The following is a 26,032-nucleotide window of genomic DNA, read 5'->3' on the forward strand; positions in this document are numbered from 1 at the left end:
CGGGCGTTGGTCTGCGGCGGGCTCACGCTCAGTTCAGTGGAACGACCCGACGACAGGTCCGCAGCCACGCGCCGGACATGAGAAAGCCGGCGAGCAGCAGCGACCAGGTCGCGGGCTCCGGGACCGGCGCCGCAGCGGGAAGGGCCACACCGTCCAGCAGCAGCCGGCTCTGCCCGCCGACCTCTCCGCCGTCGCTCACCATGGCCACGAACGTGTAGGTTCCCGCCTCGAGGATATCGCTCTCGAAGTAGGTCCACGGGGTGCGACCGAAATCGCCGACCGCCGGATCGCTGATTCTGACGCGGAACATCTCCTGAGACTGGAGTCCGACGATCCGGATGGACGCTTCGTCGTCGTACGGCAGATAGTCGTAGGCCAGGAAGGCCGCAAAACCGGAGATCCGGGTCGCCGCCGACACGTGAAACGTTCGACTGAGCGTCGTCGGGCCGCCATCCTCGCGTCCAGTGGAAAGCTGCGCGAACAGCTGCCCTTCCGGCGGCAGGTACGTCTCTCCGATAGGCGGGCCGACCGCATCCTCGGACTGCGACACGATCTCGACCAGTCCGGGCGTTGCGGTCCAGCCGCTCAGGTCACCCAGTTCGAAACCGCCGTTGGCGAAGGTGGCCGCGCGGGAGGCTCCCGGCAGCCAGGCCAGCAGAAGCAGTGCGATGGGAAGAAGGGGTTTCATGTCATTGTCTCCTGCTCACCCGAACAAGAAGTCGGAGGCGGTTAGGCTGCTCAGCAGCACGTTGTTGATCTGAAGGACGTCGCCGGGGCCGACGGTGATGAGGACGTGCGCCCCAGACTGGGTCGCGTTCGCCATGACCTGCGCGAAGTTGGCGAACCCCGAGTCGACGAAGCGGATGTCATCCTCGCCCGGGCGGAAATCGATCAGGATGTCGCGCCCCTGGCCGCTGCCGAACTCGAAGATGTCGGCCCCGCGCCCGCCCGCAATGACGTCGTTGTCCTGGCCCCCGGAGAGCGTGTCGGCGCCGTCCCCGCCGATCATGCTGTCCGCACCGGCCAGCCCGCGCAGCACGTCGTTTCCGGCGTCCCCTAGGAGGGTGTCAGCGCCCGAACCGCCCGCGAGGTTGTCATTGCCGGCCCCGCCGCTGAAACGCGCATTGATCGCAGGCGAGAGAGCACTGGACGACACGCTGTCGTCGCCGTCTCCAGCGTCGACCCGCATCACCTCGAAGCCCGTGACCGCCATCGCACCCGATTGGCCGTTGACCTGTATCGAGAGCGAGTCCCCCGGACCGACCTGGGGGCCGTCGGCGAAGACGATCCTGTCCCCGCCGGTCGAGCCGCGCAGCAGGAGGGTGTCGGTTCCGGCGCCGCCGTCGAGGTTAAGGGTGATGCCGGCGCCGAAGGCGGAGATGTCCACGGTGTCGGCGCCGTCGCCGGCGAGGATCGCCAGGCGGTCGGTGGCGTCGAACTGGCTGGCGCTGACGACCGGGCCGGGCCCGGTGACCGTGGTCACGCCGTTCTGGCTCGAGACCACGAAGGTGTCGGCCACGGCGCGGCCGCCCAGCTGTATCCGGTCGGCGGTGTTGTCGACCCCGCTCAGCGAGCCCAGGTCGATGTCGATCCGCTGCACGGCCGTGCCGGACAGGTCGCCGATCAGGAAGCTGTCGGCCCCGCCGCTGGCGAGACCGCCCAGCTTGATGCGTTCGACGCTCGCGAGCTGCTGGGTGATGCTGGCCACGTCGCGGGTGAGCAGGGCGATGCCGCCGCTCATCCCCAGCGTGATCGCCTCACTGATGTTGCTGGTCTGGAACTCCAGGGTGTCGACCCCGGCCCCGCCGTCGACGCTGTCGCTGCCGTCGCCCGGGTTCCACTGGAAGACGTCGTCCCCCTCCCCGCCCAGCAGGACGTCGGTGTCCTGACCGCCCCGGATCACGTCCGCGCCGGCTCCGCCGTCGATCGTGTCACGTCCAGCCCCGCCCGAGATCGTATCGGCGTCGTCGCCCGGCGCGGCGCCGCCGCTCGCCGTGACCAGAGGAGAAACGAAGCCCGGCGTGATGACGTCGTCGCCGGTGCTTCCGATGAAATTGCCCATGATTGCTCCGTTCGTTAGGGCGCGACGCAGCCGCCGAGCGGCGGCGCCGGCGCCGGTCGCAGTGAGTGTTGTTGGTTCAGCAGTAGGCGGTGGCGCGGGTCTCGATGGCCGCTCTCGCCCGGCCGTTCAGGCGCTCCACGCACGCGAGGAACTGAGGGCGCCGCATCCCGGACCCCAGGAAGGTCCATCGGCACGCCTGATGCTGGAGGTTCGTCAGCAGTTCGCGATGTGTCGACCCCAGCCTGCGGCCGCTGGCCTCCTCGAGCTCGGCGATGTCGAGCCTGACCTGGCTGAGCAGTGCGCCGTCCATGAACTCGGTGAGCTCAAGATAGCCTTGGATCGCCGTATCGATGTCGTCCTGCCGCATCGCGCCGGCCATGGTTTCGATCATGAGGGCGTCGAGCTGCGCGTGCTGCTGCTCCTCCAGAGCATGATGCAGAAGAAGATCGCTGAACCGCTCGTCAATATCACGATCATTCACCGCACAATCGAAGTAATGACTCTGCGTCATGCACTCCATGTGCAGCATCAGAAGCGCGACGGATAATTTTGGATGTGAAAGCACACGCCTCGCTATCTCGGATGAAGGTCCAATGATCATGCACCGACGCCCAAATCCCTCGGAGAAAGCCTCTCTGAAACTTCGAAAGAGGTGGATATGTTTGGCTTCCTCGGCAGCGAATTCCAGGTAGGCGCGCAGCCGGAAGTGATCTTCGGCGCTGATCGGTCGGGCATGGTCCAGGACAAAGGGAAGGACGAATTCCTCGACCAGCAGGAACATCGACAGGTAGGCGTGCGCGCGGATCTGATTGAGCAGAAGACGGTCGCGCGGCCGGAGAAACTCGATGCCCGCGCAACGGGCCAGGGTGTCCGGCAGGAAGCGACGGGAGAAGTCGAAGGCCTTATCCCCGCCGATCAGGTCCTCCACGCGCCAGGTGATGCGCTCGGCCCGCTGAAGACATTCGTGGTAGGATGTGGGCATGCCGCATTCCGAGAGCGCCTGCGCAACGGTGCGCGGGTCGACGTCTCGACAATGATCGAGCCCTTCGTCTCTGCCCTCGGGGACATCCCCCAAATCGTCCGCGGAGCCCCCTGAACCCAGGTCCTGGCGCCCTCACGCCGATGGGGGCCGAGGGGTCCGGCCGTGTTTCACGTCACGGCTTGAGCAAGCCGCGTTCCCGGGCGATGTGCACGGCCTGCATACGGTTGGGCGCCTCGAGTGCGGCCAGGACGGCCGAGACATGGTGCTCCACGGTCTTGGCCGAGAGGCCCAGGCGTTCCCCGATCAGGGGGTTGGTCAGGCCCGCGGCCAAGAGTTCCAGGACCTCGGCCTGCCGATGGCTCAGGCCTGCGGGATGGGTCCGTCGCGCGCGGCTTGGCCCGGCCGGAACCGTCCGCACGCCCTCGGCGCGGAGATCCCGACGCAGCTTCTGCGCTGCGGGCGCGGCGCCCAGATCGTCGAAGATGGCCAGCGCCGCGCGCCTGGCCGCCTCGTCGCCGTGCGCCAGTGCGACGGCCCGCTCATACGGGCAGCCGAGCCTCTCCCATGCCTCGGCCGACTCTCGCCAGCGACCCTCCAGGAACAGCCGGCATTGCTCCGGGAGCGCGGCCAGCAGCGCGTCGGACGCCGCGTACGGACGCCCCGCCGCCTTGAGCCAGAAGAGCGCATCGCCCAGCAGCCACGACTCCCCCCAGGCCTCGAGGAGTTCGGCGACGATCGCAGATAGGCGCTCAGCGGCGGCATCGGGCGCACCGGTGAACCATGCTGCTTCCAGGTCGCAAACGGCCATCGGCAGATGCAGCAGGAAGTCCGGTTTGCCGGGCATCGCCGTCCGCAGGCTCGTGACCCCGGGGTCCGCATCCAGCCCCAGGCGGTTACGCGCCTTTGCCAGAGCGACCAGCGCCGGCATGAGCATCGTGCCGGCCGACGGGTCGCGCGTCATAAGTTCGCCGCATGCGGCGATCGCCTCCCTGAGCCGCCCCTGATCCACCTGCATCAAGGCCAGGGCGCCTGCGATGAAGGCTTCCTGGGCGAAGCGGTCCCGCGCTCTGCAGGCCTCCAGTCCGAGGGGATATCGCGCCTGGGCGGCTGCGAACTCGCGGACCAGCACCAGCGCGTAGATCAGGCGCGCGTAGATGCCGGGAAGCTTGTCGTCCAGACCCAGTCGCACGGCATCGTCCGCGCCGCTGGCCAGGATCCGCAGCCCCTCCGCCGGATCCCGGACGCAGTACACAATCCCGATGCTGGCCGTCGCGTGGACATAGACGTCGAGGTACTGGTTTCGAGAAGCGATCGACACGGCGCGAAGGCCGCGGTCCAGGGCGAGCCTGCCGTCCCCGGCCATCATGTCGAGGAGGCATGCAAGCGCCAGCGCGCCGGCAAGTTCGCGGCTCTCGGGCGCCCCCTCAAGCAGCGCCAGCGCCTCCGCTGAGAGGACCTGGGCGCGCTCGATGTTCGCGACCTGCCAGTAGCCCTGGGCCGCGATCCGAAGGGCGTCGCCCAGTCGCAGTGGATCGTTCTCGGCCCGACGAAACGGGAGGCTGGCTTCCAGGCTTGCGGCGACCAGCGCCGACTGCCCGCTCGACTCGGCGGCCTCGAGCCAACTCTCGATCATGGCGGCGCGATCCGCGTCAGAAAGTTGCGCGCCGCAGTCCAAAGCCTTGCCGAGGTGCGCCGCGGCTTCCCTGTAGGCGCCCAGGTCGCTGGCTTCCGCCGCGGCCTGCCGGGCGAGTTGCACGAACTCGTCGGGCGAACCGGCGAATTCGGCATGATGCAGCAGTTCAGACAGGCGCGGGTCCCGCTCCGCCTTCAGGCGGGACAGCACAAACGCATGCAGCTCCTGACGTCGAAGCGGCGTCATCGACCGCTCGACGGCCATGCGAGCCAGCTCGTGGCGGAAGCGCAGCCCGTCGGCGCCCTGCTGCAGCATGCCGCTCACCAAACAGGCTTCGACGGCATCGTGGCTCTGGTCGCCGAGCAGGTCGCGCAAGATGGTCTCGTGGATCCGGCCGGGAAAGATCGCCGAACAGAGGAGCGCGGTCCTCGCCGGTGCGTCGAAGGCGGCGAGGCGCGCCAGGGTGGCGTCCTGCACGATGCTCGGCACGCCTTCCGAGCCGGCTGCGAGGTACTCCGTCAGATAGAACGGATTGCCGCCCGTGAGCCGATGCACGCGGGCTGCGTCGCGCGGCCCGACCAGCCTCTCCAAGCCCCGGAGCGACAGGGGCTCCAGTTGGATGCGCTGGTAGGTTGTCAGGGGAATGCTGGCCCACAGCCGGGCGGTGCGGTCCCGCGAGTCCGCCTCGTCCGTCCGGGCGGTGACCACCGCGAGCACTGGTCGCCCTTGCAGGCGTCGGGCCAGGAATCGAAGCAGGTCGAGTGTCGCGTCATCGGCCCAATGGATGTCCTCGATGACGAGCACCGCCGGGCCAGCGCCGTGTGACAGAAAGCTCAGGAGAGCCTCGAAGGTGTCGGCGACGCGAGAGGTCCGTACGGCCAGCCGGCCGCCGCTCTGGCGGGCGATGTCGCGCACGGCGCCAAGCACCTCGGGGACGCTGAAGTTCTCGCAGGCGCCGCGCAGGATGCGGACGTTCCCGACGTGGCGCGCGAGAAAGGCGTTCAGGAGCGTCGTCTTGCCGACGCCCGCCTCGCCCTCGATCAGGATCATCCCGCCGCGCTCGCGCCGCGCAGCCAGCAGCCCCGCCTCAAGTCGCTCCAGCGCTTCATCCCGCTCGACCATGGCGAACCCGGTCGGTTCAGGCGCGCCATAAACCTCCGGGTGGGAAGATGAGGGATCCACGGCGGCCTCAGTTGTAGGGGCGCGGCGAGATCCTCGCAGCACCGGGAGCGGACGCATGTTCATGCACATGCTAGGTATATGCGAACCGGAAGTCGGACGCGGAGGGGGTAGAATCGGGGGTAAGACCGAACCCTGCAACGGACGCAAACGCCGCGATGCTCCAGGCGATGGCTGCACTAAGGGGGCCCAGCAGGTCACGCCTCAGGGGATACCCCCAGTTCGTCACACGCTGCCCCCCAAAGCACGGGATGAGATGCGCTCTATGCGGCGGCGCCCTCACCGGCTGTCGCCCACCTGCGGGGACGGTTGGGGCCCGATCGGACGCCAGGCCCTATCGGCGAAGCGAGCCAGGTATTCAGGATGCTCGGTGCCCATCCAGCGATCCCACCAGGTGAACCAGGCGCCGAAGTTGTAGCCTGCCTGAGCGTGGTGCAGGTCGTGGTGCGTCGTCGTGGTCATGAAGTCGAGCCAGGGACGGCCATCGGCGCGGGCCGGCCTCAGCTCGTAGCCGCAGTGGAGCATGGTGTTTCGCGCGATCTGGAAGACCATGAAGAGGCCATGGACGCCCCACGCCATCGGAAAGATCATGGGCCAGACCACAAAGAAGACGACCATCAGCAACGCCTCGCCCACATCAAAGCTGTAGGCCGTGAAAGGCGAGGGGTTGTTGCTGCGGTGATGGCGCCTGTGAAGCCGGCGAAAGAACCGAGGGTCATGCATCAGGCGGTGTGACCAGTAGAAGTACGCGTCGTGAACCACGATCGTCGCCACGAGCGAGGTCCAGTACCACAGTGCTCCCCAGGACCGGGCAAGGGGCTGCAGGCTGTAGAAGCCGAGGCGCTCAAGGTGGAGTATCGCGACGCCTGCGACCGCGAAGATGGCCATCGACCGGATCGAGATGGCGAGTTCGGTCAGGAGTTGTGACGCATAGGGCGTCGAGTCTCGAATTTTCCGCGGTTTGAGGAACGGCGCCAGGACAACCCAGATCAGAAGCCAGACGGCGATCGCGAACGTCAGGTACTTGGAAAGGGTTGGCGTAAGCTGCTGGAGCCACAGATGTGCAAGGTCTTGGATCGGCATGTCGGAAGTCCCCTTGAAGGCGTCTTCCATTGCCGGCCGTCACGCGATGCCGTCGTCTCCGTTCCGAAAATCCCTTATCGAATTCAGAACTGCGACGACCTTTCCAGTTCCGACAACGCGGCAAGCTGCGTTCGTCGCCAGTCCGCGGGCGTAGAACCCGTCGCCGCTCGGAAGGCGCGGTGAAACGGGGCCAGCGAGCGGAAACCGGCATCGTAGGCGATCGTCGCGACCGTCATCGAAGCTTCCCGGGGATCGGCGAGCCGCGCCTTCACAGCTTCGATGCGGTAGCCATTCACAAACTCAGCGAAGTTTCGGTGCCCCAGCCGCCGATTTATCAACCGCCTCAGTCGATGCTCTGGCTCACCCAGCGAGGCGGCGACGGCCCCGATCGTCAGGCCTTCCTTCCGCCACTCCTCGCGGCTCATGACGTCGTTGAGCTTGTCCAGCAGGACGCGATCTGCGGCTTCGACGCGGGGATCCGCTAACAAGGAGGCCTTGATCGGCGTCCCTAGCACCTCCTCGCGCGTCTGCAGGAGCAGCGCGGCGTACGCGATGACGACGATGCTGAGGATCAGCCCCCCGAATGGGCCTCCAATAAGGAAGTCACGCCATACGCCCTGCGGCTCGGCCCGCGCCATGAAACCCAGGACGACGCTGCACAAAGCAAAGGCGGCGCCGAGGCCCAAAACCAGGCCTCGCAATCGCCGCCGCCCCTCCAGCAGGTCACCGTTCCAGCCGCGAGCCACGACGAAGAGCGCGTGTAGCGCAAGCATCCCGGTGGCCGAGTTGTACGCGATCCAGCCTGCGTCGTTATCGGGCCCTGCAACGATGATCATCCCAAGCCCCACAAGGACGATCGTGGGCGACCACTCGATCAGACTCAGAGGTCGATCGACGAACACGGAGTTCAGGTAGCACCAGAAGAAGCCGCCGACCGGGAATGCGGCGATGACCAGGGGCGTCGGCTGGCCGACGAGAGATCGCAACATCGGCGACTCGCTGATCAGCCAAGCGATGAGGCTGGCGCACATCAGCGCTCCAGCGACCCGAGTGCTGGTGATAGCCCGCCCCCGGGCCAGCACGAGTCCCAGTACGGTCGTCGCGCCGACCCCCACCCCGCGCACGAAAAGGTCGAAGACCTGAAGAGATTCGCCCACGCGCTACATTAGCACGGCAGCGGCGCGGCCGGACGGGACTCGAAGGACTGTCGGCCGTGATGGGCCACGTTGCGTGGCGCGCGCCCATAAGGGGCCGTGTTGGGGGTGGTCGCGTTCGAATTGGGGGATACCCCCCGCGCCCCGCGGGGTCGGGCAGGTAATGTGACAGATGTGGAAAAGCTGAACGGGCCAGGGGAGGTCACAGATCCAATGTCTTCGCACTCCAAGTTCGCGACGTGGGTGTTCCGTGGGGCGGGAGTCTACGGAGTCCTGCTCATAGGACCCATGTACTTCATGGAGCCAGTCCTGGTCGCCCAGGGCCAGCCGCTCAGCCATCCCGAGCACTTCTACGGCTTCGTCGGCATCACGCTCAGCTTCCAGCTGATGTTCCTGGCCATGAGCCGCGACATCGTGCGCCACCGCAGCCTGATTCCGGTCTGCATCGTCGAAAAGGTCGTCTTCCCGGCGGCCGTTTGGCCCCTGTTCCTCGCCGGCAGGACACCGGGGATCGTGGCTGCGTTCGCCACGATCGACGTGTTGCTGGCGCTCCTGTTCGCGATAAGCTGGGTCAGGACGAGGCCCGCGCCGTAGGACTCAGAGGCATGCTGTCGTTGGACTGGCAGCGCCCTCTGCCAGAGGCCCCGTTGTTGCAGCGTCGGGTCGCGGCCTCATCCCGAGCCGACTGACATTCCCAACTTGCAGGCCCCGCTTTTCGAGCGCCCACTGTATTCGGGTATGGGATCGGGGGGTCCAGCATGCAGATTCCAGAGGGTGCGGACGGCCTGACGGCCGCGTGGCTTACCGAAGTTCTGGCGCAGGCTCCGGGCGGCCCGTTCGGACCGGTCGAGCAGGTCGAGCGGCAGAGGATCGGCGAAGGCGCCGGCGTCCTCACCGAGATTTACCGGCTGAGGATCAGCTACCCGGCCGGCGCACGGCGCGGCCCGGCGTCCCTGGTGGTCAAGCTTCAAGGGTCGACCCCTGAGGCCCGGCAGCTCTCAAACAACTATGGGTTCTATGCGCGCGAAGTGGCGTTCTACCGCGACATCGCCTCGACCGTCTCTGTCGGCGCGCCCGCCTGCTACGGCGCAGACTTTGACCCCAAGACACAGAGCTTCTTCCTGCTGCTCGAGGACCTGGCGGCGGTGGCGCCCATCGACAGGCATGCCGGCATGACAGAGCCCCAGGTCCGCCAGGCGCTCCGCGACATCGTCCCGCTACATGCTCGCTGGTGGGGAGATCCGGAGTTGACGGCGCTCGAAGCCGTGATCCCGGCGCACGGCCAGCCGCCCTGGGACACGGTCGGTCAGATGCACGCCGGGGCCTGGGCGGCCACAGCGCCCTGGATGAAAGACCGGATCGGGCCCGAGATGATGCGCGTGGGCGAGCGGCTCTGCACCGAACTCCAGGGGCTGATGGATCGAAACGGGCAGGGCCAGCGAACACTCTGCCATGGCGATTTCCACGCCGACAACATGATGCTGACGGGCGACCCTGCCGATCCGAAGCTGACCGTGTTGGACTGGCAGATCCTGGTGCAGGCGCCGGGGACCTTCGATGTGGGCTACCTGATGTCGGCCAGCGTCGCGCCGGACGTAAGGCGACAGCTCGATGCCCCGCTGCTGGCCGATTACCATGCGAGACTGGTCGCGGCGGGGGTCGAAGGCTACGGTTTCGACGAGTGCCAGGAAGACTATCGGCGCGCTCTGCTGATCGGCTTCACCTATGCGGTCCAGGCCGCCTCCACCGTGAACCTGGACGACCCGCGCCTGGACGCCCTGATCACGATGATGGCGACGCGTTGCGAGGCGGCGTGCCTCGATCTCGGGCTGGCGTCGTTGCTGCATTGACTGGGGGCGAGATCGCAAACCCCCGCGGCCCTGATCGCCCGTGCTTGAGACCTCTGCCGGTAGGCTGACCGTACTGTCATCTCGTCCCGGCCATTGCGCTGGTTCAGGAACTGGTCAAGCTGCAGCCATCGTTCACGGCCACGCATCGACCGTGGCCGGGCCCCCGGGAGTATCCGGCGGGTGTGACGCTTCCGGGGGGTGGTCATGAGGTTTCTCGACCTGACGGTGCAGATTTCGCCCAACGCGCCTGGCGTCTACGACGTACGAGTCGCCTCTGAGCAGGGCGAGGCCAAATCGCGTCTGGTGCTGCCCTTCCGCCTGACCGACCTCGTCGGAGTCGTCCATGGCGTGAAGATCCCAGCGGCCGCCCCGCCGGCCGAAGCGGGCACGCCCCCGCCCGCCACACCCGCCCCGCCCCCGCCACCGCCCGGCGACCCTGCGGATTTCGGGCGCAAGCTGTTCGATGCCCTGTTCCAGGGCGAGGGGCGTGACATTCTGAGCCGCACTGAGGCGAGTGCGCGATCGATGGATGACACGGGCGTGCGCATCCGCCTGCTCATGGACCTTGAGGACCCGGGAATAGCCGAGGTGGCGAGTCTTCCCTGGGAACTGATGCGTCGAGACGATGACTTTCCCATTGTCGTGTCGACCGGCACGCCCATGGTGCGCGGTGTCGACACCCCCAAGCCCGCCGTGCGCCGCCCTATCGCGGGGCCGATCCGCATACTGGCCCTGAAGTCGAATCCGGAGGGCACAGCCAAGCTGAATCTGCAGAAGGAGGTCGACGCCCTGACGGCCCTCTGGGAAAAGATGGACGGCGTCGAGGTCGATTTCGTCCGGCCCGTCGAGGGCCAGATCCGCGACAGGCTCGCCGCCGCCGACTACCACGTGGTGCACTACATGGGTCACGGTGGGTTCGACCCGGAGGGCGGCAGCGGGCGCCTGCTGTTCGAGAACGAAGACGGCACGCTCCGGCGCGTCGCGGCCCAGGATTTCGCGGGGTGGCTGATCAACGAGCCGCTGCGCCTGGTGTTCCTGAACGCTTGCGAGACGGCCCGGACCACGGCGCTCTCGGAGACACCGCCGTTCGCGGGCGTCGCCACCGCCCTGATCCGCGCTGGCGTGCTGGCCGTCGTGGGCATGCAGTTCACCATCACCGACTGGGCCGCCATCACCTTCGCTGAGACCTTCTACAAGCGTCTGGTGCTCGGCTATCCCGTTGACGCCGCCGTCGCCGAGGGCCGCAACGCGCTATACGGGACGACGCCCGTGACCTGGGCGACACCCGTTCTCTACATGCGCTCGCCAGACGGGAACCTGTTCGTGCGCCAGGATGCGGACGGCGCGCCGGCCGCTGCGACTCCGGCAGCCGCCGCCCCCACGGCGGCGGTCGCGCAGGCGCCCGTGCCGGACGCGGCCCCAGCGGCCGCGGCTGTCGTCAACCGCGGCATCAGCATCGGTGGCAGCGTGTCGGGCAGCGTCGTGCAGACCGGCGACCACAATGTCACGACGCTGACGACCACCACCTTGCCGCCGCCGGAGTCGGTCGACATGGCCGCGGTGATGCGCGAACTGCGGGCCATCATCGCCGAGACCCAGATAGCGGCCGACGCCAAGGCGGCGCGGAAGGTCGAGAATGCGTTGGCGGAGGTGGACGACGAAGTAGCCAGCGCCGCCCCCAGCAAGGAGGACGCCGCCGACGCCCTGACCCGCGCGGTCAACGTCGTGTCCCAGGCCTCCGATTTCGGCGAGAAGGCTGAAAAGATTGCGGCCCTGGCCATCAAGGCGGCCGGCTGGCTCGGCGGGGCCCTCGCAGGTCCCTTGCTGGCCAAGTTCGGCCTGGGCATCTGATGTCGGGCGCACCCCCCTCTCCCGATCGGTCCATGACGATCGAGGGCAGCGTCAAGGGCAGCGTCCTCGTCACGGGCGACAACAACACGGTGACGCTCAACGTCTTCGCTGCCGCTGCGGCGGTGGAGACGCCGGCCAAGGCCACGGGCGCCAACCCGTACCTCGGCCTGCTGCCTTTCACGGAGGACGACGCCGACCGCTTCTTCGGCCGGGAGGCCCTGGTCGAGAACTACTACGCGCGCTTCCGCGACCTGAACGCGGGGCCGTTCGACGGTTCGCAGCACAGATTGCTGGCGATCCTCGGCCCGTCGGGCTCGGGCAAGTCCTCCCTGGCGCGGGCGGGCCTGTTGGCCCGGCTGCGACGCCAGCCGCTCGGCGGCGGACCCTTGGCCGCCCTGACGCCGGGCGCCCACCCGCTGGAGGCCCTGGCGATCGTCTTGGCGCGGGTCGCTGCGGCCGGCTCCGAGACACCCAGTCGGAAGGACGAGTTTCTACAGACGCTGACGACACCGGGCGCAGACGGTGTCTACGACGGCTTGCGCCGGATCGCCGCCGACATCGTGGACGCGACGCGCAAGCCGCTCGTGCTGCTGATCGACCAGTTCGAGGAGATCTACACCGCCCGCAGCAGCCAGAATCCCGAAGCCTCCGACGCCGCCCGGAAACGCTTCGTCGAAACGGTGCTCAACGCCGCCCGCGACCCCGACGGCCGGGTCAGCATCATTCTCACCATGCGCAGCGACTTCCTGGGCGCCACCCAGGCCGATGGCGCGCTCAACAAGGTGATCACCAGCCAGTCCGCCCTGGCCATGGTGCCCGCGATGTCCCGCGAGGAGCTGCGCAGCGCGATCGCCAAGCCCGCCGAGCACGCCGGCTCCCCGCTCGACGAGAACACCATCAGCCGTCTGGTCAACGAGACCGACGGATACGATGGGGCCCTGCCGCTGTTGCAGTTCGTGCTGGTGCGCGCCTGGCAGGGCATGGCGGCGGGTCGCGCCGCGGCCGATATCGTCGAGGAGCTTGGTGGCGTCGGCGGCGCGCTGGGGGCGGAGGCGGAGGCGCTCTATCAGAACCTGCAACCCCGCGAAGGCGAAAGTCCGCCGCCGCAGTCCGGACCAAACCGGAAGCCCAACGAGCGGCTGATCGCCGAGCGGGCTTTCATGGGGATGGTCCGCTTCAACGAGCACAACCGACCGACCCGACGACGCGCGGCGCTGACGCGGCTGGTCGCCGACGACCCCGACGTGGACGACGACCTCGAGCTCGCCGAGGTGCGCGGTGTCCTCGAGAAGTTCGCCGATCCTCTGCGCCGGCTGGTGACGTTCGGCGAGGAGGACGGCGTCCAGACGGTGGAGGTCACCCACGAGGCGCTGTTCCAGCATTGGGCGCGTCTCAAGACCTGGCTCGCCGACGGGCTGGAGGATCGCCGGCTGCACGACCGGATCGCCGACGCCGCCGAGCTCTGGGACCAGGCCGGCCGACCGGAGGGCTCGCTTTGGCGCCCGCCTGATCTCGACCGCATGCGGACCCTCGCCGCAAAGCCGGCAGCTGGCCTGACCGCCGTGGAACGCGCCTTCTTCACAGACAGCGCCGCGGCGCATGACAGGGAGATCCGGGCCAAGCGCCGGCGCGAATGGTTCGTCCGCATCTCTGCGGCGGTGTTCCTGGTGCTCGCGGTTTGGATCTACTGGGAGAAGGGCAAGGCCGATCGCGCGATCGAGACCGCCGGTGATGCGACAAACAATCTCTCGCACACGCTGGTGGAGCAGTTGAGCGGTGTCGAAGGCACCCAGGACATCCGCAGCGAGCTGCACGACGTGGTGAAGCGCGTGGAAAGCCTGCTGATGCCGGGGACCGCGCCCGAAGCGTCGCGGGGCGCATTCTGGGACCACATCATCGAGGGGAGGGTCGCCGCCGAGCGCAACCAGAGCGACGAGCAGGTGAGGCACGCCCGCGAGGCGCTGAAGCTGGCGCGGCGCATGTCCGAGCGGCATCCGTCCAACCTTGAATGGCGCCGAAACGTCGTGATCGCGCTTGAGGACAGCGCGGTCGTCGGGACCCCGGAGCGCACGACGGCGCTGAACGAGGCCGTGAAGATCAACCGCGAAATCCTGAGGAAAGCCGAGTCACAGCGGCGGCAAGCCGAGAACCTTCACCACTACCGCCACGATCTGATGGGCTCGCTCTGGCTGCTGGGCGCTCAGCATGTCGCGACGGGCCAGTACCCCGCGGCGACAGTGGCGTTCCGGGAAGCTCTCGGCATTGCCGACCAGCTGGTCGCGACCCATCGACAGAACCGGACCTACCCCCTCCAGGCTGCGAGTATCCGAAGCGCCTATGCGGAAAACCTGCGGCGTGAGCAGCGCTACGATGACGCCTACGCCCAGGCGCTGGGGTCCAAGACCATCCTGACAGCGCTGAATCGCGCCGATCCGTCCAATGCCATAGTCGCGGCCGCGCTTGCCGAGGCCGGCCACGGACTGGCGGAGATCCAGCTGGATCGCCATGACGCCCGCCGCGACAACGCCTTACTCGCCGCGGCGCGGGCTGAGTCGGACAGCGCCATGGCGTTCGCGCGGCAGTGGCTCGCCACACAACCCGACCGCCTGCAGTGGCAGCTGATGACGCTTCGCCTGGAGACGCAGCGGGCCGACATCGAGCTCCTGGCGGGGCAGATGGCGGACGCCCAGCGATGGGCCAGAGCGGCAACGGATCGCGCGAAGCCCCTGGAAAGCATGGGCGGCGGGGCGGATTGGCGGAGGACTCTTGCCCTGGCATATCAACGGCAGGCCGTGGTCGAGCTCGCGGCGAGGGCCTTCCCTGCCGCGCGCGCCGCGTCGGACCAGTCGCTGCAGATCATTCGGCAACTGAAAAGCTCGACGGCAGACGACATGGCGTCGTTCGACCTCGTCACGGGGCTCGGCACGCGCGGAGAAATCGAGTGGCGCGCGGGGGCCCTGCCGGCCGCAACGGCGGCTATTGGCGAAGCGCTGAAGGTCGCCGGCGACTTGCGGGCTGGGGCATACGCCGACGACGCCCCGCTGGCGCGCGATATTCAGCGGCTGAGCGCCTGCCAGCGCGACATCGCTCTGGGCAAGGCTCCAGGGACGTCGCAATGCTGAATGTGGAAACAGGAGAAGTGCGATGAGGACGTTGTTCAGGGGGCTGGCGTTGCTGGCCGGCTGCGTTGCCCTGATCCTGCCGGGCGCGTCCCGCGCACAGGAAGAAGAGGACCTCGACCTGCTCAGCGACGAGGAGATCGCTGAAGCCCTCTACGCTGAACTCGACGACGTCTACGAGAGGCTGCAGCCGGAAGGAGTCTACAACATCGACGTCCTTTACCAGACGATCATGTACGCGCTGTCGGACGCCGGCGACGATGACAGCGAGGACGTTATCGACATGGAGGAACTCGACGAAGAGATGGGCGAAGCCGGCGACTCCCTGGCGCATGTGGTTTCCGGCGCGCTGCAGAGCGCCGATCAGGTGTCGGACAGCGGCCAGGGCGGCCTGATCCGCGTGCAGCGGGCCCGCGCCGCCCGGACACGGGTCGCCGTCGCCTACGTCTCCCAGGCCATCGTCCCGGTCATCCGGGCTGCGAACAGATAGGCGTACGCACGATGAGCGGCGCTCCCAGACCCGCATGACAGCCGCCGATCCCGCGGCGGCGAACACGGTCACCACCGTGTTCTTCAGCTATTCGCGCGCCGACCAGAAGCGCGCGTTGCCGCTGATCCGCGTGCTGGAGGACGCCGGCTTCAAGGTCTGGTGGGACGGGCTGCTGGGGGGCGGCGAACGGTTCGCCCATGCCACGGCCGATGCGCTGGACCGCGCGCAGGCGGTTGTCGTGCTCTGGTCCGCGACCTCCATCGACTCCCACTGGGTGCACGACGAGGCGACGGCAGGACGTGACCGCCGCAGGTTGGTGCCGCTTTCCCTTGACGGCAGCACGCCTCCGCTGGGTTTCCGGCAGTTCCAGACCATCGACCTGTCGCGTGGCGGCCTGCGCCCCGGCAGCCCGGAAATGCAGCAACTGGTGGAGGCGGTGGCGCAGCTGCACGATGGCGCGGCGCCGCCCGTGCCGCCGCCGCGCCGAACCCGGCGCATCGACCGCCGCGCGATCCTGTTCTCGGCGGGCGGCGTCATGTTGCTGGGTGGCGCTGCGGCGTCCTGGCGACTCGGTCTCCTGGGCGGCGGCGCGGAGCCGAACAGCGTTGCGGTGCTGCCCTTCGACAACATGAGCAGCGACCCGGCGCAGAGTTACTTCGCCGATGGCCTGTCAGCCGAGGTGCGCGCGGCCCTGGCGCGCAATGTGGCCCTGCGTGTCGTGGGGCAGACATCGTCCGACGTCTTCAAGTCTCGCGCTGAGGACGCCAAGGCGATCGCCCGCAAACTGGACGTCAGATTCCTGTTGGACGGCAGTGTGCGGCTGGCCGGTCCCCGCGTGCGGGTGTCGGCCGAGCTGATCGAGGGCCGGTCGGGCTTCAGCCGTTGGTCGCAGACGTTCGACCGGTCGCTGGACGACATCTTCGCCGTGCAGAGCGAGATCGCCAACGCCGTGACCGCTGCGCTCGGCCGCGAGGTCGCCACGCCGCGGCGAGGCGCCGCCGTGGGCGGGACGCAGGACGTGGCGGCGTTCGACGCCTACCTGCGGGGACGCGCCGCCTTCGCCCTGGCCAGCGGTCTGGCGACGGATCGGGAGGCGCTCGCGCGTTTCGAGGAGGCGATCGCCCGAGACCCCGGGTTCGCCGCCGCGCACGCAGCGCGGTCGCGCACCCTGACCGCCATCGCAAACATGCAGCCGCAGAGCCCTGAGCGCCGCTCGCTCTACGACGCCGCGATCGCGGCGGCTCGCCGGGCCGTCGAGCTCGCGCCAGATCTCGCCGACGCGCATTCGGCCCTGGGCTATGTGCTCGTGAAGGGGCGCTTGGACATCCGTGGAGCGCGCGACCCCTATCAGCGCTCCTATGAGCTTGGCCGGGGCGATCCCGACGTGCTTGGCCGCTTCGCGCTCTACAGCGCGAACAATGGCCGCTTCAAGGAGGCGGAAGCGGCCGTAGCGCAGGCGACCGAGCTCGATCCGCTGAACGCCCGAACGTTCTGGAACAAGGGCTATGTGCTGTTTGCGGCGCGCCGCTACGAAGAGGCGATAACCGAAATGCGGCAAGCGCTGGCCCTCAACCCGCGGATGGCGAGCGTGCATGGCTATATCGGCTACGCTCTCATGCTGCTGGGCCGGATCGACGAAGCCGAACAGGCCATTCTCAAAGAACCCAGCGCAATGAATCAGCTTCCGGGCGTCGCCATCATCGCGCGCCGCCGGGGGCAGGATGCGCGCGCAAGAGAGGCGTTCTCCAAGCTTGTGACCGAGTACGGCGACAATGGCCTCTACCAGCAGGCAGAGGTCCTGGCGCAGTGGGGAGACGCCGCCGGCGCCCTGGAGGCGCTGCAGAAGGCCACAGTCGCGGGCGACTCGGGGCTGACGCTCGCAGCTCAAGACCCCCTCCTCGACCCGATCCGCAAAGCGCCTGAGCTTTCGCGTTTGCTACGCGATCTGGGCTTCGACTAGGCTGACTAGGGGGGAAGGGATCCAGCATGATCGGCCAAGATGGAAGCAGCGGGGGGATCGAGTCCCCAGACCGCGGAGATCCGGTGGATCGCGGCGACCCCGTGGACCGCGGCGACCCCGTAGACCGGGGCGATCCCGTAGACCGTGGCGACCCCGTAGACCGTGGCGATCCCGTGGACCGTGGCGATCCCGTAGACCGTGGCGATCCCGTGGACCGGGGCGACCCCGTGGACCGGGGCGACCCCGTAGACCGTGGCGATCCCGTAGACCGTGGCGATCCCGTGGACCGGGGCGACCCCGTAGACCGTGGCCATGGCTAGCCGGATCACCGCCCACCCGCGCGCGCCCGGCGCCATGTGGATCGTCTGACGGTGGAAACCGCGGCGCTCGCGCCCGCTGCGCCGCGGGCACGTTTTCATGTCGGCGTGACAGGGCATCGCGAGAGCAATGCGGCGTTTGCCGCCAATCGCTCCCGGATCAGCGCCGTGCTCGACCAAGTGCTCGACACGATCGGAGCGGCGGCGACCGAGGGCCTCCCCACGCGCCTTCACACGCTGTTGGCGGACGGCGCCGATCACCTCGCCGCTCACGCCGCGCTCGCGCGGTCGTGGGAGTTGGTGGCGCCGCTGCCCTTCGGCGCCCGCCTGAACGCCGCCATCAATGCGCGGCCCCTGACGGTCGAAGACGGCCGCGCCCTGCTGGCGGGCGCGCCGCCCGCCGACGCCGCGACGCGAGCGCGGGCCGAGGCTGTCTTGGCGCTGGGCGATGCGGCCCGCGTGTTCGAACTGGCGGAGCAGGATGCGACGATCGGCGAGCATTTTCTCGCCTGGCTGGCGACCCCCGGCGCGCAAGGCCCGGCGCAAGCGCTCAATGCGCTGGTGTCCAGCCGCGTGGCGCTGGCCGCGCGGGTGATGATCGAACAATGCGATCTCATCATCGCTGTCTGGGATGGTCTGGCCCGGCATTTCGTTGGCGGGACCGGCCACACGGTGGTCACCGCGTTGCACCTGGGCGCGCCCGTCCTCTGGATCGATGCCCGAGCGCCGGAGGACTGGCGACTTCTGAGGACGCCGGAATCGCTGCGCGCGCCCGCGCCCGACGCCGCCGATGAGCGCACCGCCGAGCTCTGCGCCATCGTCCGCGACGCGATGACGCCCGGAAAGGAACAGGCTCCGAGCGGCGCTCATGGACAGGCGCAGCGCGCAGACGCCGACGATCCGGTAGCCCGCTTCTCGACCGAGACCTGGAAAGGGCGCAGCCATCCACTCTCGCACGCCTACCGACGCGTCGAGGCGATGTTCGGCGGCGAGGGCCGTGCGTTCCGGCGGCTGCGGCAGGACTACGAACCCCCGAACGCCATCGGCGGCGGTTCGGGTCGAGACGTGCTGGCGGCCCTTCGCAGCTTGCCGGGCGCGGACCCCGGCGTCGCCGCCGAGGTGGAGACATCCGTCATGCGGCGCTTCGCCTGGGCCGACGGCATCTCGGCGCGGCTCTCAGACATCTACCGCGGCGGCATGACCGCCAGCTTCGTCCTGTCCGGCGCGGCGATCATCGCGGGCGTGATGTACCTGCCGTTCGTCAGCGGCGAACACAAGGCGCCGTTCGCGGCCGCGGAATTCCTGCTCCTCCTGGCCATCCTTTCGATCACCGCCCTGGGACAGCGGCGGCGATGGCACCGCCGCTGGTTCGAGACCCGGCGGGTGGCCGAATACTTCCGCCATGCCCCGATCCTGTTGGCCCTGGGGGTCGCCCGTCCGCCGGGCCGTTGGCCGCGGGGCGCGGAGACGTCCTGGCCCGAGTGGTACGCGCGCCAGGCCTTGCGCGAGGTGGGCCTTCCCCGGACCGCCGTCACACCCGCCTACCTGCGCGCGGCGCTGGAGACGCTGCTGGACCCGCATGTCACGCGCCAGCGCGACTATCACATCGCCAAGGCCGCTCGCCTGACCTCGGTGCACCACAAGCTCGACCGGGTCTCGGAGGTTTCGTTCGTTCTGGCCGTGGCCTCGGTCGCGCTATTCCTGATCCTGCTCGTCGCCGGGCGTCTGGGCGCGGTCTCGCATGATGCGCTCTACGCCGCCACGAAGTGGTTCACGCTGCTGGGCGTGGTGCTGCCAACCCTGGGCGCGTCCATCGCGGGCATACGCTATTTCGGCGACTTCGAACGCTTTGCAGCGATCTCGCGCGTCACCGCCGAGAAGCTTTCCGGCGCTCATGAGCGGATGTCCCTGCTGCTCGCGGCCCCGCCGGAGGCCCTGGACTATGGTGAAGTCGCCGACCTCGCGCACGCCGCGGACGAGATCGTGGTCAGCGAGATCGAGAGCTGGCAGGCCGTTTTCGGCGGCAAGCAGATTACGGTTCCAGTCTGAGTGGGCGACCAGTTGATCCGACCCCCGGGCCGTGCGCATCTCTCCGCAGGCGGCTAGTCGAAGACCTTCACATCCGGCCGGTACTCGCCCCGCAGAACCAGGGCCAGGTACCGCGCGGCTGTGCGCACATAGCCGTCCTTGTCTTTCACCGCGGCCTCCACGGCGGCCAGCGCCGACGAGGGATCAGGCGCATAGGTGAGCGCGTTGATCGCCTGCAGGCGCACCCGTGGGTGCTCGTGCGCGCTGAGGGCGGCCAGGATCGCCAGCGGCGCGGCGGGCGGACCCACATGGGTCAGCGCCTCGGCCAGCACGACGCGGACCTGCGGCGAGCTCTCGGCCTTCAGGCGGGCCGTCATCGACGACGCCACGGGCGCGGCCTGCTTGGCCAACATCAACAGCCCCTGCGCCGACCAATACCGGATCACCTCGCTGTCGTCGCTGAGCCCGGTCGCAAAGCCGGCGACGTTCGCCGGATCTCGGGCGATGCACCGCGCCGCCAGGGCAATCGCCCGCCTCAGCGGATAGCGGCGCTCGTCCTGCTGGGCGGCATAGTCCTCTAGCGCCGAGCCCTCGGGGATGAAAGCGCCGTCGCGGATCGACAGCATGTGCGCGTCCAACTGCCGTCGCATCGCGGCCAGGCGGGTCGCGCGCGCGGCCTTGGTGGCCAGGTTCTCGACCTGATCCGGGTCAGCCTGCAGGTCGTAGAGCTCCTCGGCCGGCTTGGCGCCCCAGAACCGCGCCTGGGCCGCGCTCAGACGGCCGGCCGCGTGCCCGGTCTCCCAGTCCTGCCAGGCGGCCATCTGCCAGGGGTAGGCGTAGTGCTGCCCCCAGGGGCGGTGCGGCGCGTAGTTGCGGATGTATCGGAAGCGGCCGTCCGTAACGGTGCGCACGAGGTCGTAGCGCTCGTCCATGCGGTCGCGGCCCCCGAACGCCCAGGTCCGGCGCGCGCCGCCCTGCAGACCGGGCAGCGGCCGGCCCTGGAAGTGGGCCGGGATCGGCTGGCCCGCCGCCTTGAGGACGGTGGCAGGCAGATCGAGCAGGGTGACGGGATCGTCGATGGTCGCGCCCGGCCGCGCGGTCAGCAGGTGCGCCCATTTCGGCGGAACACGCACGATCAGGCCGCAATGCAGGCCTTCCTCGTAGCAGAAGCGCTTGGTCCGCGGCAGCGCGCCGCCGTTGTCGGCGTAGTGGAAGACAAGGGTGTCGTCGGCCAGGCCGGCGGCCTCCAGCTCGGCAAGCCTGGCCGCGATCTGCGCGTCCATGGCCGCGATGCGGTTGTGATAGCTCGCGATGTCGATGCGCACGGCCGGCGTGTCGGGCAGGTAGGCCGGCACGCCGACGTCGCGAGGCTTCACGTGACCCGGCGTCGGGCTGAAGAGCTGGGATTCGTGGGTGGTCTCGTGGTTGAAGACCGCGAAGAAGGGCGCCCCCTCAGGCCGGTTCTTCCAGTGCGCCGAGGGGCCCTGGGCGCTCCAGATCGCCGCCGGGTCGAGATCACAGTTGTAGTCGGTCTTGGCGTTGTTGCTGCAGTAGTAGCCGGCCTGGGCCAGCAGCAGCGGCAGGGCCGTCGCGAAAGCCGGCAACCGGGCGCGCGCCCGCATCTGGTGGGCCGGCGCGCAGCTCTCGGCGCGCATGCCGGTGATCAGCGCGAACCGTGAGGGCGCGCACACCGGAGCGGTCGAATAGGCGTTGCGATAGAGCAGGCCCTCTGCGGCCAGACGATCGATGGCGGGGGTCCGGGCCAGCGGCTCGCCGTAGCAGCCCAGCCACGGATTGTTGTCCTCGCTGACCAGCCAGAGGATGTTCGGCCGCGCCTGGCCGGCGGCGCTCGACGGACCCGCCGCCGCCGCAGCCGCCGCGCCCAGCACGGTCCGCCGCGAGACTGGGCCAATGGCCTCCCCACGCGTCACTCTCTGGGCTCCCTCAGATCGCTGCGGCTCACGCTCGACTGAACTGAAGGGGGTTGCAAGGGGACTGGCCGGCGCGCGCTCCCTATCCCAGGACGCGAACCGCTGGCCCGATCGGCGGCGCCTCGCGCAGCAGGGCGATCAGCGGGGGCTCACCGCAAGGTCGGCGATCAGGATCTCGATCATTCGCGCCGCCAGCGCCGTGGGCGCGGCGAAATCCAGTCGGTCGAGGTTGACCGGCAGGGCGAGGCAGCCGTGGATGCCGGCCCACGCGACCTGGGCGAGCACCCGCGGATCGCCGCCGCGCAATCGGCCAAGGGCTTGGCCCTCCTGGACGGCGGCGATCAGCAGGGCGGCGAAGGGCGCGTCCTCGAGCGGCCCGCGATCCGGCTTTGGCAGGGTCTCCGGCCTGACGAAAAGGAAGGCCCCGCGGAACAACTCGGGTCGGGCCTGAGCGACCTGCACATAGGCGTTCAACAGCGCCGCGAGGCGTTCGACGGGGTCGGCGATGCCGGCCGCGAGATCCGCCAACTGGGCGTTGATGGCCTCAAGGGGCTCCATCCACAGGGACTGCATGAGACCCTGCAGGCTTCCGAAGTAGGCGTAGATGGCGCCGATGCTCACATCGGCCCGCTGCGCGATGGCGCGCACGGAAACCCCCGCTGCGCCCTGCTCGGAATAGACGCCGGCCGCCGCCTTCTGGATGTGGCGGCGCACGGCCTGCTTCTGTTCGGCGGTCGCCGGTTTCCGAGCCATGCTGTCCTTATGCGGCGAGCCCCACTCTGTTCAAGTTCATCCGCGCGCGGAGCACTTCCAGCGGGGTGTCGAGCTCATCTTCCCAGCGCTCGAAGTTGAGGTTGCGGGCGGTGCGCCCGTAGCTCCATCCGTCGACGAAGGCGTCCATGGCGTCGACGATGAGGCCCGGCCTCACGAAGGCCATGTGCGCCGCCGTCACCGCGACCCGCATCGCGTGATACGGAAACCGGAGCTGCGCGAGATAGAAGGCGGCCAGCGCCAGTTCTCCCCAGTTCGTGGCCTCGTAGCCCGTCAGGACGTGCAGGAAGTCGTGGATCTGAAATCCGCGCACCATCATGTAGCTCAGGTCGGGAGGAAGACGGTCCAGCTTGCCGGAGCTGGTCAGTTCCTCGTTGAACTTCCGATAGTTGCGGCCCAGGTTCTGCTCGAGCTTGTTGTCCAGGATAAAGCGCCGATAGGCATGTCCCAGCGTGCCCGGCGCGCACTCGGCCAGGCGGTCCAGCGAAAGGGGTTCCGAGATGTACCGGCTCGCCAGGAGCGATCCGGCCTCCGGGATCGAGGCGAGCTCCCGGCTATAGGCCTCGATCGCCTGCTGTGGCGCCTCGGCCCACCAGTCGTGGAAGAGCAGATAGACTCCATAATCGAGCGGCGCGTCCGCCGCCCGCAGGAATTTCGCTGCGAATTCTCGATCGATGATCTCCGCGCCAGCCATGGTCGCCTCCTGTGTTGACGGCCAAGGCGTAGCACCTTCTCGATTATATGAACATGTTCATTTTATATGATCGCGCACGCCTCGAGGGCGGCAAGCCGCTTCGCCAGCTCTCCGTCATGGGCCGGGTTGACCGCGACGCGGCGGTCGCAAGGCGCTGATTTTATTGGAGTCCAGATACGAGAAGCCCCGGCCGAGGTGTGACGTCCTCGGGCCGGGGCGGTAGGTCTCGTGCCGGTGACTGGAGAGCCGACGCGTATCGCGCGCAGCCCGAGCCGGCCGCACACAACGGGACGACAGTAGCACCACTCGTCATTTCGGCCAATGTGAATGTCGCGCCTGCGACAACACGCAGGGAGGCGCGACCCCGGAGCTCTCCTCACCAGGGCCGCGCTTCAGCCATCTGCAACGCGACCTGGGCTCGGGACGCGCGATGCTTTTGACTGTGTGCGCCGGTCACCAGGCGCCCAGACTGTCGACCCGTGGCTCTCCAGAAGTCGCAGGTCGTGGTGGAGACGTCACAAGGTTCCCGCCCCCCTAGGTCGAATTGGAACTTTTTTCAGATGGCCGCGGAAATCGTCATCCCCACGGTGCGGGGGCGCTGAGGGGTGATCTGGCGGGTCTGATCCGGATTGAAAGGATTGCCGAAGGCGAAGGTGTCACCCCGGGCGTCCAGTGGGTTGATCATGTAGATCTGCACCCCGAAGTGCTTGCCCGTCAGCTCGGCCGACAGCTTGGTGCGGGTGTAGTTGCCCATGCTGGACTGCGCGGCGTCGAAGCTGACCCGCGAGCGGCCGATGTAGGTGGCCTGACCAACCAGCCGCAGGTTCCAGTCGCCGAAGGCGGGCCGTTCATAGCTGAGCAGCGCGCCGGCAGAGATGGGCGGCGCGCCGGGCAGGCCGTTTACCAGGTTGGGCGTCAGGTCGAGGTTGCCCTTGGTCGTGCGCACCCGCGAAAAGCGGCCATTCAGCTGCGCGGTCAGGCCCCAGTCGGTGCGCCAGGCGACCTCCGTCTCGACCCCCACGATGTGCGCATCGCCTGCGTTGGTCGTGTAGGGGATGCCCGAGGGGCGGAACTGGTCTGTCTGGATGTCTTTCCAATGGGCGTAGAACAGCGCCCCGTTTAGCGCCAGACGATGGTCCAGCCAGTCCGACTTGAGCCCCAGCTCGTAGTTCAGCAGGCGGTCGGGGGTATAGGCCTCGCGCTGGGCCGGCAGCGGCAGCGCGCCGCCCGAATTCACCCCGCCGGCGCGATAGCCTTCCGAGATCACGCCGTAGACCAGCGCGCCGGTGGCGAACTCGTACTGCAGCGAGACCTTCGGCGAAAAGCCGGTGAAGTTGATCTGCCGGTCGAATCCTCGTGGCGCAAAGCGTTCGGACACCACATCCGACTGTGTGCGGGTCTCGATGCGGAACACCCGGCCGCCGATCGCCGCCGTCCAGCCGGGCGCCACCCGCCACGACGCCTCCCCATACGCCGCCATCTCGCGGATGTGGTCGCGCCGGTCGTCGCCGTAGACGAGGATGTTGGGCGCCCGCGGCACCTGGGCCAGGAATTCGGTCGGCGACTGGGTGCGGGTGTCCGACCCGTAGAGCCCCGCCAGCCACTCCAGCCGTCCGGCCCCGCGCGATGTCAGGAACACGTCCTGCACCAGCATCTTGGTCCGCGTCCGTTCCGAATAGGCCGAGGTGCGGGCGAAGTCGGTGTAGAGCGACTGGGTCGCGGTGGCGTCGTAGAGGCTGCCATAGGCGTGGCGGACATAGCCGGTGGACAGGTTGAGTTCGGCGCCGCCCCACGACCGTCGAACCGTCACCGTCGCCAGGGCGATGTCGTTCACGTGCGGCTCGGGAATCCGGACGCTGCGCTTCAGCCTCAGGCCCGGGGTCGTGTAGTGCGTGTCCTCGGAACGCAGGTGCTGCCCCGCCACCGTCCCGCTCAGCATCCAGTCCGCGTTGGGCTGGAACAGCAGGATCAGCCGGGCGCCGCGCCGCTCGGTGCGGTCGACGTTGCTGCGGTCCTGGCCGACGTCGTCCAGGTAGCCGCCCTGGATCTCCTGGTAGGCCGCCACGCGCGCGCCCAGCACGTCGCCCCAGATCGGATAGTTGCCGTGGCCTTCGATCGCATAGCTGGACGCCCCGCTTTCGGTGAGAGCGCCGGTCGTACGCAGCTCGGCCGAAATGTCGTTCAGGTCGGGCTTTCGCGAGACGATCCGATAAATGCCGGCGATGGAGCCCGCGCCATACAGCGCCCCCTGCGGCCCGCGGGCCACCTCGACCCGCTCGATGTCCACCAGGCGGAAGTCCGGGTCGGGCGCGTTGTAGTTGACCGGCAGGTCGTCGAGGTAAGTCGCCACCACCGAGCGCGCGCGCCCGGTATAGGCGCCATCGGACAGCCCGCGCAGCAACAGCTTGTTTCGGCCCGGTCCAAGGTTCGTCGCCAGCACGCCTGCCAGTTGCCCGGCCGCTTCGCCCGCATCGGTCGCCCCGGCCGCGTCCAGCTCATTGCGCGGGATCGCCGTGACCGCGACAGCCAGCTCGCGCGGATTGCGGATACGCTTGGTGGCGGTGACCAGCAGCTCGCCGACGGTGACAGGCGGCGCCGGACGCACCATCTCGACGGCCGTGCTGCTCGCGCCTGGCGAGATCTCCACGGCCGCGGGAGCGATCAGGCGCCAGGTGCAGGGCGCGCCGGACAGCACCTGGCTCAGCGCCTGCTCCAGCGTCATCGACCCGTCCAGCCGGCCGCGGAACTGGCCCGGGCATGCGGCGGCGCCGATCAGGGTGATGTTGGCCTGCTGGGCGATGTCGAGCAGCGCCTCGGAATAGGCCTGCGGCTCGACCTTGAACAGGATTCGCGAGGCTGCGGCCTCGGCGGAACTGCCGAAACAGGCCACCACCACGCCACACGTGACAGCGGCCGCCATTGCCCGAC

Annotated in this window: 18 protein-coding genes; 7 read left to right on the top strand and 11 right to left on the bottom strand. The window is 68.6% G+C overall.

The features are described from left to right. Positions 1 to 28: 28 nt before the first annotated feature. The 6 genes from EPN98_RS08145 to EPN98_RS08170 form a co-directional block, all read right to left on the bottom strand. Complete coding sequence (locus tag EPN98_RS08145; RefSeq protein WP_293362182.1) at positions 29 to 688, bottom strand: PEP-CTERM sorting domain-containing protein; 660 nt, start codon at positions 686 to 688, stop codon at positions 29 to 31. Positions 689 to 703: 15 nt separating this feature from the next. Then, positions 704 to 2,062, bottom strand: a complete 1,359-nt coding sequence (locus tag EPN98_RS08150) for a calcium-binding protein (RefSeq protein ID WP_293362183.1) — start codon at positions 2,060 to 2,062, stop codon at positions 704 to 706. A 76-nt stretch (positions 2,063 to 2,138) separates the two neighbouring features. Continuing rightward, the gene (locus EPN98_RS08155) at positions 2,139 to 3,044 is read right to left on the bottom strand and encodes a hypothetical protein (RefSeq protein ID WP_293362184.1); all 906 of its coding nucleotides are present in this window, start codon (positions 3,042 to 3,044) and stop codon (positions 2,139 to 2,141) included. A 172-nt stretch (positions 3,045 to 3,216) separates the two neighbouring features. Next, the gene (locus EPN98_RS08160) at positions 3,217 to 5,799 is read right to left on the bottom strand and encodes an AAA family ATPase (RefSeq protein WP_293362185.1); all 2,583 of its coding nucleotides are present in this window, start codon (positions 5,797 to 5,799) and stop codon (positions 3,217 to 3,219) included. Between the two features lie 336 nt (positions 5,800 to 6,135). Then, on the bottom strand, positions 6,136 to 6,939 hold the full coding sequence (locus tag EPN98_RS08165; RefSeq protein ID WP_293362186.1) for a sterol desaturase family protein: 804 nt from the start codon (positions 6,937 to 6,939) through the stop codon (positions 6,136 to 6,138). 83 nt (positions 6,940 to 7,022) lie between these two features. Then, positions 7,023 to 8,096, bottom strand: coding sequence for a helix-turn-helix domain-containing protein (locus EPN98_RS08170; RefSeq protein WP_293362187.1), 1,074 nt, complete (start codon positions 8,094 to 8,096; stop codon positions 7,023 to 7,025). A 210-nt stretch (positions 8,097 to 8,306) separates the two neighbouring features. On the opposite strand from EPN98_RS08170, the gene EPN98_RS08175 reads away from it, so the two are divergent. From EPN98_RS08175 to EPN98_RS08200, 6 genes are all read left to right on the top strand, one after another. Then, on the top strand, positions 8,307 to 8,687 hold the full coding sequence (locus tag EPN98_RS08175) for a hypothetical protein (RefSeq protein ID WP_293362188.1): 381 nt from the start codon (positions 8,307 to 8,309) through the stop codon (positions 8,685 to 8,687). 164 nt (positions 8,688 to 8,851) lie between these two features. Next, positions 8,852 to 9,943 carry a phosphotransferase gene (locus tag EPN98_RS08180; protein WP_293362189.1) on the top strand — a complete coding sequence of 364 codons (1,092 nt, stop codon included), beginning with the start codon at positions 8,852 to 8,854 and terminating at the stop codon, positions 9,941 to 9,943. A 204-nt stretch (positions 9,944 to 10,147) separates the two neighbouring features. Further along, positions 10,148 to 11,794 carry a CHAT domain-containing protein gene (locus tag EPN98_RS08185; RefSeq protein ID WP_293362190.1) on the top strand — a complete coding sequence of 549 codons (1,647 nt, stop codon included), beginning with the start codon at positions 10,148 to 10,150 and terminating at the stop codon, positions 11,792 to 11,794. 32 nt (positions 11,795 to 11,826) lie between these two features. Further along, entirely contained in the window at positions 11,827 to 14,916 is a 3,090-nt protein-coding gene (locus tag EPN98_RS08190; protein ID WP_293362191.1) for an ATP-binding protein, read from the top strand. A gap of 22 nt (positions 14,917 to 14,938) precedes the next feature. Next, entirely contained in the window at positions 14,939 to 15,403 is a 465-nt protein-coding gene (locus EPN98_RS08195) for a hypothetical protein (protein ID WP_293362192.1), read from the top strand. Between the two features lie 34 nt (positions 15,404 to 15,437). Then, entirely contained in the window at positions 15,438 to 17,363 is a 1,926-nt protein-coding gene (locus EPN98_RS08200) for a TIR domain-containing protein (protein ID WP_293362193.1), read from the top strand. 5 nt (positions 17,364 to 17,368) lie between these two features. On the opposite strand, the gene EPN98_RS08205 is transcribed toward EPN98_RS08200, so the two are convergent. Next, positions 17,369 to 17,719, bottom strand: a complete 351-nt coding sequence (locus EPN98_RS08205; protein WP_293362194.1) for a hypothetical protein — start codon at positions 17,717 to 17,719, stop codon at positions 17,369 to 17,371. 129 nt (positions 17,720 to 17,848) lie between these two features. Here EPN98_RS08205 and EPN98_RS08210 point away from each other — a divergent pair, with 129 nt between their 5' ends. Beyond that, positions 17,849 to 19,729, top strand: a complete 1,881-nt coding sequence (locus EPN98_RS08210; RefSeq protein ID WP_293362195.1) for a hypothetical protein — start codon at positions 17,849 to 17,851, stop codon at positions 19,727 to 19,729. Between the two features lie 53 nt (positions 19,730 to 19,782). Here EPN98_RS08210 and EPN98_RS08215 read toward each other — a convergent pair whose 3' ends face one another. The 4 genes from EPN98_RS08215 to EPN98_RS08230 all read right to left on the bottom strand — a co-directional run bounded on the left by EPN98_RS08215 (position 19,783) and on the right by EPN98_RS08230 (position 26,024). After that, on the bottom strand, positions 19,783 to 21,639 hold the full coding sequence (locus EPN98_RS08215) for a sulfatase-like hydrolase/transferase (protein ID WP_293362196.1): 1,857 nt from the start codon (positions 21,637 to 21,639) through the stop codon (positions 19,783 to 19,785). Positions 21,640 to 21,777: 138 nt separating this feature from the next. After that, entirely contained in the window at positions 21,778 to 22,392 is a 615-nt protein-coding gene (locus tag EPN98_RS08220; protein ID WP_293362197.1) for a TetR/AcrR family transcriptional regulator, read from the bottom strand. Positions 22,393 to 22,399: 7 nt separating this feature from the next. After that, positions 22,400 to 23,104 (bottom strand): Coq4 family protein, encoded by a 705-nt coding sequence (locus EPN98_RS08225; RefSeq protein ID WP_293362198.1) that lies wholly within the window; start codon positions 23,102 to 23,104, stop codon positions 22,400 to 22,402. A gap of 556 nt (positions 23,105 to 23,660) precedes the next feature. Continuing rightward, positions 23,661 to 26,024: a TonB-dependent receptor gene (locus EPN98_RS08230; RefSeq protein ID WP_293362199.1), complete on the bottom strand. Its 2,364-nt coding sequence runs from the start codon at positions 26,022 to 26,024 to the stop codon at positions 23,661 to 23,663. Positions 26,025 to 26,032: the final 8 nt, after the last annotated feature.

Origin of the sequence: Phenylobacterium sp., assembly GCF_004299445.1 — a bacterium.
Classification (GTDB): domain Bacteria; phylum Pseudomonadota; class Alphaproteobacteria; order Caulobacterales; family Caulobacteraceae; genus Phenylobacterium.